This window comes from Acinetobacter sp. 12966 (assembly GCF_031196995.1).
In the GTDB taxonomy this organism is placed as follows: Bacteria; Pseudomonadota; Gammaproteobacteria; order Pseudomonadales; family Moraxellaceae; genus Acinetobacter; species Acinetobacter geminorum.
The window spans coordinates 77,242-90,016 of record NZ_JAVIMC010000135.1 but is presented as its reverse complement, the minus strand read 5'-3'; the positions used below and the strand labels follow the sequence as shown (position 1 = coordinate 90,016).

Sequence of the window (12,775 nt, the reverse complement as noted above, 5' to 3'; positions counted from 1 at the left end):
TTAACCTTCCACCTCTAATTTGTGAGTTCCCCGATCTCATCAACCGATTTTAGAAAACTCAGATCAATGTTCTTTTTCTATGAAGGGATACGTTTTGATATGCCCTATTGTTTTTCATTCTTTGAAAGCTGCCTTTATTTTTTAATATCTACATATTCATTTTCTTCCCCCGATCCATAAAGATGGTTAAAAATGCGGTCACAAACATGATGATTGCGAGCATCCGTAATAAATCATTGAAGCTAGAGGTCAGTGCCTGAAAATGAATGTCGCGGTAAATCACACTCAGCGCGATTTGCTGAGCATTTGCACCGACTTCCTGATATTGCGCCGTGAGTTGATCGAGTCTTTCTGTAAAAATCCAGTTTTGCGGTGTCATCCCCTGATTAATCTGGGTGACATGAAGCGCAGTGAGCCAATCTAAAGATGAGTTAATGAGAGCTAGTCCAACCGCGCCGCCAATATTACGCATCAGGTTATAAATACCGCTGGCATCGGCTACTTTACTCAGCGGCAAAGTGCTCATGGCTAAATGCGAAACCACAATCAGGCAGATCATGAGACCAATACCACGGTAAATTTGCGGCCAAAACATAAAGTCGTAATCGCTATGAATGCTGAGGTGTGAATTAAGCCAAACACCAAAGCCCGCCAGAATCATTCCAACAAATACCGTTTTTCGGGTATCAAAATTGGGAATGAGCCATGCAAGAAACGGCGCAAAGCAGAACATGACAATACCTGTCACCATCATGACGTGACCAATTTGGCTACTGTTCATTTCACGGACTTGCCCAAGAAACACGGGAATCATGTAACCCAAGCCATAGAGTGCCATGCCAATCACAAAAGTCGTGATGGCACTTAAGGTAAAATTTTTGTTTTTAAATACGGACAAATCGAGCAAAGGCTTTGGCTGGGTAAAACTTCTAGAGAAGAAAATCATGCCACCCACAACACAGATCATAAACGCAATCCGAACACCTGTGTCTGCAAGCCAGTCATGCCGTGCGCCTTCATCAAGGAAATATTCAAGTCCACCCAAAAACATCGCCATACCAATCAGGCTAAACCAGTCCATGCTTTTAATGAGTGAGTAGTTGGCACGGTCGATATTAGGGCCTGAGTAAATGACCGTAGCAATGATGATGCCTGGAATAATATTGATCAGGAACATCCAGTGCCACGAAAAGTTATTTGTGAGCCAACCGCCAATGGTTGGGCCGATGGCCGGCCCCAAAGTGCTGATCATCCCAAACATCACCAAAGGCAATGAGCGCTTTGGTTCTGGAAAAAGTAAGTACAACGCCGTCATGGAGGTCGGAATCATGCCGCCGCCCATAAAACCTTGAATGCCACGGAAAACCAATAAACTTTCTAAATTCCATGCCAAAGCACAAAGTAAAGAACTGACGGTAAAACCAATTGCACAGATGGTGTAATACACCCGTGTTGAAAGCACCCGCGAGACAATACTCGACATTGGAATTGCAATAATTTCGGCAATTAAATAAACCGTTTGCACCCAAGTAACTTCATAACGACTTGCACTCATACCAGCTTGAACTTCGTTTAGAGAACTCGCCACAATCTGAATATCAAGAATCGCCATGAAGTTGCCAAAAATCATGGCAGCAAAAATTGCCCATGCAGTTTTTGCTGGGAATCTCCACTCGGCCTCAAGGTGCTTATTCATTTGTTATTACCTAAAATTTTATTATTAAGTTCTTAGGTCAACGGTGGCACTCACCGACATTCCGGGTTTTATCAAATCAATATGTGGGCTTGAATCTATGGCAATACGCACAGGAATACGCTGAACAACCTTGTTAAAGTTGCCTGTGGCATTGTCTGGTGGCATAAGTGAAAAAGTTGCGCCTGAAGCTGGTGAAAAGCTTTCAATTTTTCCGGTATAGGTCAGGCTTGGGTAGGCATCAAGTTTTAATTTAACTTTCTGACCAATATGCATTTTTTCAATTTGAGTTTCTTTGAAGTTGGCTTGTACATACAAACTATTTTCAGGAATGATCGCCATTAAGCGGGTTTGCGGAGAAACACGTGAGCCTTTCTGGATTGCAAGGCTACCGATCTTACCGTTTACAGGACTGACCACTTTTGATGAAGCCAAATCGACCTGATACAGGTTTAAGTTTGCATTGGCACTTTGAATATCTGCTAGAAGCTGCGCTCGACTCGCTTGTAAACTCCCCAACTGAGCTTCTGCCGCATTTACGGCGGCTTGCGCTTTGCTGAGTTGAGCTTGGGCCGTTAAATATTGAGACTGAACCCCTTCAAAGTTTTGTCGGGTAATCACCCCATCTTTTAATAAATCTTGATAACGCTCAAACTCTTTTCTTAAACGAGTTAAATCAGCTTGTGCTGCCACTACGCCACTATGAGCTTCAATAATTGAAGATTTGGCAGACTTTTCATTTTGCTGCTGTACACCCAGTGCAGCTTCTTTCAAGCTGACTACTGAACGAGCTTGGTCATAACGAGCTTGATAATCGCGGTGATCTAATACTGCTAAAGTTTCCCCCTTTTTTACTACCTGATTATCGTTAATTAATAACTCCATCACTTCGCCTGAAATCTTTGGCATCACCCAAGTGACATCGGCTTGCACATAAGCATTATCCGTAGATTGATAGAATCGATATACAAAAAAATAATATAAGATACCAGCAACTAAAAATAACAGTAGGACACTAAAAACACCCCAAGTTATTTTCTTTCGACTTTGGAAATTAGTATCAGTTTCTAGCTGAGCTACGTTATCCATATTCATTCCGCTTATTTGTAATATTCGATTTTTTATTTAAGTCAATAAAACTATTGATTTCTTTTTTACGTAACTTTTCACTTGGTTTTATTCAATGAATCGTGACATCGTAAAATTTGGTGCAAATTATGGTTCTTAAGTGAATTAAATATCATTGACTTCTTTGCCAGATATTTTTTCTATTTATGTCAATAAAGCAAGTTATATAAACTATGTTTAAAAATTATGTAATTTTATATTTTTTCAAATAACCGCTTACAAAAACAGCTTAAATAAATAAAAATTATTATTAAAAATCAATTAATTACTAAAATTAAATTTATTTAAAAAAAGCTAACACATAAAGAGATTTATTTCACTAACATTAAAGATTAACCTTCTATTTGTATTAATTAAGTAGAATTATTTAAAGATCTATGTAATCACTAAATAGTTGTAGAGAAATTTTATAATATTAATAGAAGGATAAAATATAAATATTCTGACTTAGTCAAAATAGTAAAAAGCACTTATCAAAAGACTATTTCGACAACTTTTGATTAATTATATTAAGTAAAATAATATAGAATCCCACAATCCAAACCCAACATACGCCTAAGAAGCCAATATTATAAAAAAATAAAATTAATGTTAAAAAAGAGTTACTTTTAACTCTTTTTTATTTAGAAATTAGACAATTTACGGATCATTTTTTACTGATTTAAATCACTAAAAATTTCTTCTAGAGTTACTCCATTAGCAATTATTAAATCTTAAAATTATCACAGCAACTTCTTATAATTCTGCTTGCCACACTCGTAATGTTTCGGATTGCTCAAAATTGTCATTAAAGAATTTTCTAATCTTCTTTATAGTGGCAAGATCACAAAGTGACATTAAATTTCTTATTCCATATTTGCGTAAAACTCACTATAGATAGCTCAAAAATCAAAAATTTATATCGATGTTATCAAAAATAGAAGATGCAAAATCTACTACATCTTTCCCGATCTCAATAATTAAGTCTGTTACATCAACTGGATCAGGATTTACAGAATTAAGCACCGAGTTTTCTTGCTTTTGCTCATTTTCAGCATCTAATTGCTCTATATTATGAATTGGATCATTTTGATTTTGCATTAATTTAAGTCAATAAAATTCTGTTGAGCATATTTTAACTGAAACAAGTATGGTTTTTAAATCTTAAACCTCTGTCGCTAAATACCAATTTTTCCAAGAGCTGGTTCCTCTCGTTTCAATCGCTACTGTAGGAATGAGTTTTTCTTTTAAGACATCGGTTTGTTCAACCGCTTTGGCAAGTCTTGCTTTGACTGAATGAATACACTCACGGTCACCAAATTCACAGCGGTCTAAAGTTGTTCCGCCACACGGCCCGTTGGCTAAACCTTTTGGACACGTTTCAGGGCATATATATAAAGTGTCACTTAGGCGACACTGACCACAGCTTTCACAACCGACTAGGCTATGTTTACTCAACACTTCTGCTTTAAGTAGTACTTTGGCTACTAAAGCATTTTCCCAAAAAGATGCTTTAAAAATAAAGCGTCCAACGCCTTTAGCAATTTTTGATCCAAACATTGCTTCATGCATAACATGTAGCTGGCGATATTTAATTAATTGTTTAGATGATGGCTGACGCGAAAAATGAGAAATTTCAGGTGAAAACTCTTTGCCTGTCGTGACTTGCCAAAGTGAATTCCAAAGCTCTTCTAAGGCTTCAATCTCCAGATGTCTGTATTGCTCAATGTAGCTTTCAAGCAGCATTTGCTCTTCTGGCTTATGACAAGCAGATAAGTGAATGCCTGAAAACCCCAAGTGTTTACACATCAAAATCTGTAAAGCACAGCGTAAATAAACGCGGTCTGTATGCCCTGCCTGTTTTTCATCTGCCAAGACTTTTAACATGTGTGGCGTAATCACAATACCCGCGACTTTATGCTTCACCATAAAATTGGCACGGCCCAAAGTCAGTGGCATCACACAAGCCAATATTTGCTGCGAATAATTGTTCTTGGTTAAAAATGATTTGGCTTGTTTTAAGGCTTCAATGTCATAGCCCAATTGCGTAATGATAAAGTCTGCACCTGCTTTAATCTTCTTATGCAGTTTTAAATACTGTGCATCACGCTCAGCTTCAACATATTTAAATGGGTTAAAAGCAACCCCAATACGAAACCCGCCATGTTGCTTGGCAGCCATTACGGCGTTTACCGACTCTAGGTAACGGCTACGAGGCTGTCCATCTCGACCATTATGGTGTTCTTTGAGTTTATCGCCTGTAAGCAATAACAAGTTTTGAATATTAGCTGCTTGAGCTTGTTCTAAAAACTGCTCAAAGTCTTGTATGTCTCGGGCCTTACCTGAAAAGTGTAAGACTTTATCGATTGAGTCAGGATAACTTTTGCTGGCCTCAAGCGGCGCAATATCATGATCTGAATGTACACGATCTGCCAATGTCATTGCAGCCGGATACCCTGCAAACTCATGTTTCACAGGATAAATTTCATGCAGTGAAGTGAGATATTCCACCAACACAAAAAACTGGTTTTGCTGGAAGCAGGGAGAAACGTGTGACATAGGCAAAGCGCTTATCAAAACATGACATCAATCATAAGCGCGGCATTATAAATCAAAGTGCATCAAGATGCGCTAGTCAGAAAGCTCATTGTTTTGCTTATCTTCACCCTCTTTATTTCTAGGTAATTCGAGTGAACGTGGGAATATAAAATCGAAAGAATCGAGTGCATAGCGGTAAAGCTGAGCTGGTCGTTTGCCTACAATTTTACTGTGGTTGGTTTCTTCAACTGCACCTGCTTCTATCATACGGCGTCTAAACGCTTTTTTATCTAAGGATTGCCCAAGAATAATTTCATAAATAGTCTGTAGCTCGGTCAGTGTAAATAACTCGGGCATGAGACTAGCTGGCAAAGCGGTATAGCGAGTTTTATTGGTTAAACGCTCTAATGCCAAGTTAAGCAATTCATTATGATCAAACGCCAATGCCAAATCTTTTGCTTTTGCTACAGGCACCCATTCGCTGTATTCAGCTAATGCTTGATGTTGATATGCATTAAAATCAATTAATGCAAAATACAAAATGGTTACGGCCCAACCACGCGGGTCACGTTTGGCATTACCCACAGAGGCAACTTGTTCCAAGTAAGGTGAAGCAATCCCTGTTTTTTCGACCAGCTTACGATAAGCCGTGGCCATCAAATCTTGATCATGGGTTAAATCGGCAAAACCACCCGGTAAAGCCCATTGGTCTTTGGCTGGAAAGTTTGGTCGCTTAATAAGTAATACTTGCAACTGACCATTAAAAACCGAGAAAATAGCCATATCGACCGTGAGTAAAGGTGCGTCATAATCTCGGCGATCATAACTGGCAAGGAACTCTTGTTCAGTTTGAATAGTCACGTTCAGCCTCTCAATAAAAATGATGAGCCGATACACATCAACGGCTCATCTAAACTCAGTTATACGATGGATAAACGCTCACGTATTTGATCCAAAGTACACTCATATTGAAGTTTACCATTTTCAAAGACTGTTTTAAGTGCTCCACCTTGTTCTTGTTCGGCTGTTTGCTCATCAAACAAGGTAAAACTATTTTCACTTTGCTCTATACGTAATAGACCTTTCGCAGATTTTTTTACACCTGAGTCAGTAATTGGGTCTTTAAACAGCTCACGGCCTACACCATTCACTTGTCCCCAAGTCGCTTTCACAGCAAACCCAAAGGTATCGCGAGTTAAATAGTTATAGGTAAAACTGCCTATACCAAACACCAAGTTGTTTGAAGCAAAGCCTTTAACTTCAAGGCCTTCTAAAATACGCTGTGCACGGTCTAGAGTAATTGAGTCACCGTAAATTAAACCAACACGTTCATTCAGTACTTTATAGCCTTGGTCAGTTTTTGTACCGCCAAACACTTCCCATAAACATTCAACTGCGCCTTTATATGCTGGGCTACCGACTTCGGCATCTGGGTCACCGCAAATAATTTTAACTGGGTCACCAGAGTCTGGACGGAAAACTAATTTAGCCAAACCTAAAGCATTCGGTTGTCTTGCCAAAATTTCAGGTTTTAAAGCCACCGTAAATTCTGTAATGACTCGCCAAAAGTCCCAAGTATCAGACACAATACTGACAACACCCGCCGGATAAAGTTCGCAAATTAAACGCTTAAATGTTTCTAGCTCACTGTCTTCTGTGCCCATACACATCACACTGTGTTCGGTCGCTGGTACAGATATCCCAATCACCCCTGTGGCATTGTAATATTCTTCTGCGTAGTCAATTGAAGCAACCGAGTCTGTTCCAATAAAACTGGTTAAGTGACCCACACCTGATTGCGCAGCATCATAAATTCCACTCATACCACGGCTACTAAAATCGTGTCCTTGTACAGGCACGAAATCGAGCGGTGCGCCAGTTTTTACAGCATATTGAGTTAATAAGCGTTTGTATTCATAGGCAATAGTGGCCGTAGTACAGCTTTTCCAAAGCTCAGCACTTAATACGGTTTCAATATAGTTAGTTAACCAAAAGAAACGCGGGTCAGTGTTAATCACGGTGAGCACAGGTACACGCATATTGACGCGGCTACCTTCTGGCAATGCTTTAATGCGCAATGGTAAATAACCCAAGTCGTGTAACGCTTCAATGTGATCAACAGGTACAGCACCTTCACCTAATGAACTATCCATACGGCGTTTATATGCAGCTACCACTTTTTCTTTAGGTTGTTTGAAAAAGCCTTCATTCCAAGTATCGATTAAAAAGTGTTTGATAAAACCCTGAAGACCAAAGAACACAACTTTATCGTCAAAGTCAGGCAACATTTTAGCGAGTCGAGATGAACGCGGCGTAAAGTTGGCATACACGTACTCTGTACCTGCTGGATACTGACGTCTGTGATCAGCTTTATAAAAATCGATAGCGTTTAATGGATTAAGTTTAATCGTCATCTTTGTTCTCTATTTTGCTGCAAAAGCAATTACTGAAATTTTGTCTGATGGTTGTTGTGGAAAGCTGTCTGAGGTAAATAGTTGATCTAGCAGTCCATCAAAAACCTCTATACCTTTACTAAAAATACCGTGGGTCACATATAGAACGACCTTATGGCAATTGAGGCGACGGAGTTCTTTAGCAATACCAATAAAGGTTGCACCGCCATCACAAATGTCATCGGTAATGACCGCTGTTAGGCCTGATAAATCCGTTGCATGTACATGTGTACCTAAAATTTTGCCAGTCACTGGGTCACGTTTTTTATCACACTGAACAATAGTGATGGGTTGTTTGCGCTCGCCATTAGAAGCATCTGCAACCATTTGTGTACGTGCTTTCGCGCCTTTGTCTGGGCAAACCAGCACTGTTTTTTCATCTTTTAACAATGTGCTTAGCGCTGCACTCTTTGCGATGATGTCGACTGAACTGATGTTTACAACTTCGCTAAAAGAAGTATTGGCAGCGAGTAAGGCTGTCGTTACTTCACTATGACAGTCCCAAACAGTGATCTTGCCTTGTTTGCCCGCTTTTTTATCTGCATTGATGGTGAGTAACTTGGTCATCACATCAAGCGAGAACGCTTGGCCTACTGCACAAATACGGTCCTGACGTGCATATGGAAAATATGGAACTTCTAGGTCAATGGTTAAACCCTGAGTCAGCAATATATTTTCAAGTAACAAATAGTCCATCACATCGTGACTTGAGGCCATCTTTGCACGGATCAATACCTTGCCAGATAGTGAATTCAATGTTTTCTCATCAATTTGAACATGACGCTCGCCACCAGAAAACTGCGTGAATTTCACTGGAATTTCATTTCTTGCCGCATCTAAAAGCTGGATAGCCATATCATCCTCTTTTTGTCTGATGACCTTCGATGAATATATAGTGGCATAAAGCCACTATATATTTCAAGTCTATTTTTCAAACTTTTTTCAAAGCCATTTAAGACATAAAATTTACAGTTTTTAGAGCATTTAGAGATTTGTTATTTAAGAAAAATTATTCTTCAAACAATTGAAATTAAAAATTAATTTACTAAAAGCATGACTAGTAGAACCATTATTAAAAGTAGCGGATACAACTTTGCCCGCCATAAATCAGGTAGTTTTGAAATAAATTTTTCTGAAAAATATAGCCCGATCCATGTCCCTGCAACCAAAAATAATGCAGCTTCAAACCAGATTAAACCGATAAATCCGTTGGGTGTAGATTGCCAAAGTGATAACACACAATAGGTCAGTGTTGCAGTTAAAGACAAAGGCAGCGTGAGAATGTTTGCAATAGCCGCAGCCTCTGCCATAGAACTACCCCGCCGCCGTAATAAAGGAACCGTCATTACACTGCCACCCACACCTAAAAGTGCCGCAACCCAACCAATAATTCCCCCTTTAATGAGTTCGCTGTTCTGACCATAGTTTTGCTTTTGCCTTGATGTCACCATAAACCCTGGTCGGTAATAACAATCAATAATCGTTACGAACACATAGCTCATAAATATCCAGCGAAGCCAATTTCCATTAAATAATGAGGCCATTACTGCACCGACAATTCCACCAAATGCGATACCACCCCATAAAAAGCGGATTTTTTGCCAATCTATATGTCCAGACTGATAGTGCCGAAAGGTTGCAAAACTTGCCGAACACAGCATGACAAAAGCTGATGTAGCTACGGCGATTTGCATGGCATATATGCCGATATTACTTTCATTACTCCACTTTTGGATAATGATTGTATAAAGCAAAGGTACAGCAACAAAACCGCCGCCAAAACCAAATAACCAAGTGGTTATGCCTGAAAGTAATCCAAATAGAAATACCTCATATAGCATGATTATCTTCCTCACGTTTATAGAGGCATGATATAAAATAGCTCTATGGCAAACTAACGTAGAAAAGCCATCTTTTTATTTTTTTCAGCCAAAAAAATATGCGTAATACTCCAATTAATGATGTAGACCATCTACCGCAAGCGGTTTTAGCGTTAGGATCAGATTATCCTGCTGATACCTTGTTAGATACGCATAGCCATCGCCGTGCACAGTTCTTATATGCATCCGAAGGCCTCATGAAAGTTGAAACTGAAGATGGACAGTGGCTCGTGTTACCGTACAGCGGTGTATGGATACCTGCAGGTAAACCACATCGGGTATGGCTATCTAAAGTCAGTACTTATAGTTTGTATATAGAAGCGGGCCATGCACCAAGACAAGCAAACTATTGCGAGGTTATACAAGTCTCGCCTTTGTTACATCAACTGCTCATTCAGGCTAATCAGCTACCTATTGACTACCAGCATTCAGGACGTGACGGCGCTCTTATCGATTTATTGTTATATGAGTTAGAAGCTGCACCAGCCCTGCCTCTGTTTATTCCATTGCCTCACAACACCTTACTATCTAAACAATGTGCCGAGTTTATGCAGCATCCCGATATTCATAGCAGCCCTAAGGATTGGGCACATGAACACAATAAAAGTGAACGGACTTTTCACCGCTGGTTTAAGTCTGAAACTGGCATGTCCTTTCAGGCTTGGCGTAATCGAGTCTGCATCATCTATGCTTTAAATGCGTTAAAAGCAAATATCTCAATTACTGAAATTGCTTTTAGTTTGGGCTATGAACACTCGACAGCTTTTACCGCAATGTTCAGTAAAATTATGGGTTATCCGCCTACCCATTTTCAAAAAAGATTTCATGCGCATGATAAAGCGCTATAAAGATTTACTCATGTGAATGGTGTCATAGGTCTCGATCCACTCACGTTTAATCACATCAAAGCCTTGGAGCCGCCAAAATTCTTCAGCCGCTGGCAAAAATGGATGAGTGTGCAAATACAAAGTGGTAATTTCATTCTTTTGTGCATGGCTAAACAACATGTTACATAGCATGGTTGCAATGCCATTACGTCGGTATTCAGGCAATACAAATAACTTAACGACCTCAACCGTATTAAGCGGCAAATTTAAATCAAAACGATGGTCATAAGCTCGATATGCAATGGTGCCAATAATGCGATTTTGATCTTTTACCGTAATGAAGCAGCCCAATGGATCATGGACATAATGTTGCTCAAATTTTTTTAAATCTTTGGGAACTTGCCCATGATAAATTTCTGGGAATAACAACTGTCTTGTATAAAGTGCAAACTCTACCGCAGACTCATAGTCTACTTTGCCCACTAACTGATAATTCAACATATTCATAGCCAAGAATGATCAGGTATCACAATCGTTTTGTCTTGAATCATAGCTTCATGGAACTCAACATCGTAGACACTTTTTAAAAACTTTGGATCAGTTATTCGTGTTTTTGACTCAGGCTTAACCACTTCGTGTTGGCGCATAAAAAACAAATGGTCTGCAAATAAAAAAGCTAAATTGGGATCATGCATAATCGCAATCACCGTAAAATTTTGCCGCGATAACTGACGCAACTTTTTCATTAAATAAGACTGGTAATAAACATCGAGATGATTGGTTGGCTCATCGAGCAAAATGACTTTCGGTGCTTGCACTAAAATGCGGGCAATCATAACCAATTGTCTTTCGCCACCCGATAACTCGGTATAAGAACGGTCACGCAAATGCTCGATGTCTAAATCAAGTAAAGCTTGGTCTACACATTCCCAGTCTGATTTTGAAGGACGATATCGGCTAAAAGCTGCACGTCCCGTAATCACCACATCTTTAACCAAAAATGGAAATACGGTTTTATGAAACTGCGGTAAAAAGCCGAGCAATGCAGCCCGATCTTTACCTTTAAAGTCCGACAATGGTTTTCCTGAGTAACGGATTAATCCATCTTTTACGGGTTCTAGACCCGCCATCAGCTTAAAAAGTGTCGATTTTCCGCAGCCATTACGTCCTAAAATGACGGAAAACTGATTTTCAGGAAACTCCAGATGAATATTTTTAAGAACCTGTTTATGCCCATAGGCATAATTTAACTGATCAATTTGAATCATGCCCAATGAGTCCTCTGAGTTTTCATTAATAATAAGAAAAATGGCGCGCCAAGTAGCATGGTAAAAATACCAATCGGTATTTCAAACGTAAGTAAAACCCGAGAAAAGTTATCAATCAACAGTAAAAAACTACCGCCCAACACCATATTGGCAGGAATACTATAGCGGTGATCTGGCCCAACCAACATTCTCACAATATGCGGCATAAAGAGCCCATATAGACTAATAATGCCTGCAGCGGCTACAGAAGTTGACGTACATACTGTGACTAGAGCAATTAAAAGCAGTTGTTCCCATCTTGGGTTAACACCCACAGCCTGCGCTTCTTCAGCACCAAGTGCCATTAAGTTTAATCGCCAACGCATCGCAAATAATCCGGCAAGGCCAATACAGATCGGTAGCACGGCATATTGGACCTTTTGCCAAGACGCCTGATGTAAGTTGCCCATGGTCCATTGCACGATCGCTTGTAATTTAAATGGATCACTTAAGTATTGAATAACTGTAAGTCCTGCCAAAAACAGCCCCGAAACAATCATGCCTGATAAAATCACCATCACTAAAGACGTCTGGCTTTCATGTTTTTGATGCGCAAATAAATACGTTAAGCCAACAGCACAAACGCCAAAAATAAAGGCTGATAGATTGGGTGAAAGCCAACTTAAAGAAAGTGCCAAGGCTGCACCGAACGCAGCGCCAGATGAAATACCAAGTACATAAGAATCGACCAATGGATTACGAAACAATGCCTGCAAACCATTACCCGCGGTTGCTAATGCAGCTCCCACCATAAAGGTCAGTAAAATTCTGGGCAATCTGACATTCACAATAATGTTCTGCATCAGTCTAAATTGTTCTGCATCAAAATAAGGTGTACCAAAAACTGCTTGTACACCCCACAGCGTATAGTCCCATGCACTCAAGGTCTGAGTTGGCCCAATAAGCAGCGAGATAAAAATCATGAGGAAAGGTAAAGGGTAAAACCAATAATATTTCAGTTTTTCCATAT

General features: G+C 39.5%; 12 protein-coding genes. 1 reads left to right on the top strand and 11 read right to left on the bottom strand.

Annotated elements, in window-relative coordinates; all coding sequences use genetic code 11:
- Positions 1–148 precede the first annotated feature (148 nt).
- The 8 genes from RFW85_RS18610 to RFW85_RS18575 form a co-directional block, all read right to left on the bottom strand.
- A complete protein-coding gene (locus RFW85_RS18610) occupies positions 149–1,696 on the bottom strand; it encodes a DHA2 family efflux MFS transporter permease subunit (protein WP_057070849.1) in 1,548 nt (515 codons plus the stop codon).
- A gap of 24 nt (positions 1,697–1,720) precedes the next feature.
- Positions 1,721–2,782 carry an HlyD family secretion protein gene (locus tag RFW85_RS18605; RefSeq protein ID WP_032062983.1) on the bottom strand — a complete coding sequence of 354 codons (1,062 nt, stop codon included), beginning with the start codon at positions 2,780–2,782 and terminating at the stop codon, positions 1,721–1,723.
- A 927-nt stretch (positions 2,783–3,709) separates the two neighbouring features.
- Entirely contained in the window at positions 3,710–3,901 is a 192-nt protein-coding gene (locus tag RFW85_RS18600) for a hypothetical protein (RefSeq protein WP_108010603.1), read from the bottom strand.
- A 63-nt stretch (positions 3,902–3,964) separates the two neighbouring features.
- Positions 3,965–5,359 (bottom strand): methylenetetrahydrofolate reductase C-terminal domain-containing protein, encoded by a 1,395-nt coding sequence (locus tag RFW85_RS18595; RefSeq protein ID WP_309171779.1) that lies wholly within the window; start codon positions 5,357–5,359, stop codon positions 3,965–3,967.
- Positions 5,360–5,431: 72 nt separating this feature from the next.
- Complete coding sequence (locus tag RFW85_RS18590; RefSeq protein ID WP_000155303.1) at positions 5,432–6,199, bottom strand: NUDIX domain-containing protein; 768 nt, start codon at positions 6,197–6,199, stop codon at positions 5,432–5,434.
- 59 nt (positions 6,200–6,258) lie between these two features.
- Positions 6,259–7,752 carry a nicotinate phosphoribosyltransferase gene (locus RFW85_RS18585; protein ID WP_262470655.1) on the bottom strand — a complete coding sequence of 498 codons (1,494 nt, stop codon included), beginning with the start codon at positions 7,750–7,752 and terminating at the stop codon, positions 6,259–6,261.
- A 9-nt stretch (positions 7,753–7,761) separates the two neighbouring features.
- Positions 7,762–8,646: a phosphoribosyltransferase family protein gene (locus tag RFW85_RS18580; RefSeq protein WP_309171778.1), complete on the bottom strand. Its 885-nt coding sequence runs from the start codon at positions 8,644–8,646 to the stop codon at positions 7,762–7,764.
- Between the two features lie 182 nt (positions 8,647–8,828).
- Positions 8,829–9,632, bottom strand: coding sequence for a sulfite exporter TauE/SafE family protein (locus RFW85_RS18575; protein WP_309171777.1), 804 nt, complete (start codon positions 9,630–9,632; stop codon positions 8,829–8,831).
- A 98-nt stretch (positions 9,633–9,730) separates the two neighbouring features.
- Here RFW85_RS18575 and RFW85_RS18570 point away from each other — a divergent pair, with 98 nt between their 5' ends.
- A complete protein-coding gene (locus RFW85_RS18570; RefSeq protein WP_309171776.1) occupies positions 9,731–10,519 on the top strand; it encodes a helix-turn-helix transcriptional regulator in 789 nt (262 codons plus the stop codon).
- Here RFW85_RS18570 and RFW85_RS18565 read toward each other — a convergent pair.
- Genes RFW85_RS18565 through RFW85_RS18555 form a run of 3 tightly spaced genes read right to left on the bottom strand, consistent with a single transcriptional unit; the run spans position 10,514 to position 12,773 of the window.
- The gene (locus RFW85_RS18565) at positions 10,514–11,005 is read right to left on the bottom strand and encodes a GNAT family N-acetyltransferase (protein WP_309171775.1); all 492 of its coding nucleotides are present in this window, start codon (positions 11,003–11,005) and stop codon (positions 10,514–10,516) included. The two genes, RFW85_RS18570 and RFW85_RS18565, sit on opposite strands and share 6 nt — an antisense overlap.
- Positions 11,002–11,766, bottom strand: coding sequence for an ABC transporter ATP-binding protein (locus RFW85_RS18560; RefSeq protein WP_261482109.1), 765 nt, complete (start codon positions 11,764–11,766; stop codon positions 11,002–11,004). The genes RFW85_RS18565 and RFW85_RS18560 overlap by 4 nt, the downstream gene beginning before the upstream one ends.
- Entirely contained in the window at positions 11,763–12,773 is a 1,011-nt protein-coding gene (locus RFW85_RS18555; protein ID WP_199976936.1) for an iron ABC transporter permease, read from the bottom strand. Before RFW85_RS18555 ends, RFW85_RS18560 begins: the two co-directional genes overlap by 4 nt.
- Positions 12,774–12,775: the final 2 nt, after the last annotated feature.

Excerpts from the sequence above, each read along its gene's own strand:
- RFW85_RS18610 (WP_057070849.1), bottom strand. The coding sequence starts at position 1,696 with ATGAATAAGCACCTTGAGGCCGAGTGGAGATTCCCAGCAAAAACTGCA.
- RFW85_RS18605 (WP_032062983.1), bottom strand. The coding sequence starts at position 2,782 with ATGGATAACGTAGCTCAGCTAGAAACTGATACTAATTTCCAAAGTCGA.
- RFW85_RS18600 (WP_108010603.1), bottom strand. The coding sequence starts at position 3,901 with ATGCAAAATCAAAATGATCCAATTCATAATATAGAGCAATTAGATGCT.
- RFW85_RS18595 (WP_309171779.1), bottom strand. The coding sequence starts at position 5,359 with ATGTCACACGTTTCTCCCTGCTTCCAGCAAAACCAGTTTTTTGTGTTG.
- RFW85_RS18585 (WP_262470655.1), bottom strand. The coding sequence starts at position 7,752 with ATGACGATTAAACTTAATCCATTAAACGCTATCGATTTTTATAAAGCT.
- RFW85_RS18580 (WP_309171778.1), bottom strand. The coding sequence starts at position 8,646 with ATGGCTATCCAGCTTTTAGATGCGGCAAGAAATGAAATTCCAGTGAAA.
- RFW85_RS18575 (WP_309171777.1), bottom strand. The coding sequence starts at position 9,632 with ATGCTATATGAGGTATTTCTATTTGGATTACTTTCAGGCATAACCACT.
- RFW85_RS18570 (WP_309171776.1), top strand. The coding sequence starts at position 9,731 with ATGCGTAATACTCCAATTAATGATGTAGACCATCTACCGCAAGCGGTT.
- RFW85_RS18565 (WP_309171775.1), bottom strand. The coding sequence starts at position 11,005 with ATGAATATGTTGAATTATCAGTTAGTGGGCAAAGTAGACTATGAGTCT.
- RFW85_RS18560 (WP_261482109.1), bottom strand. The coding sequence starts at position 11,766 with ATGATTCAAATTGATCAGTTAAATTATGCCTATGGGCATAAACAGGTT.
- RFW85_RS18555 (WP_199976936.1), bottom strand. The coding sequence starts at position 12,773 with ATGGAAAAACTGAAATATTATTGGTTTTACCCTTTACCTTTCCTCATG.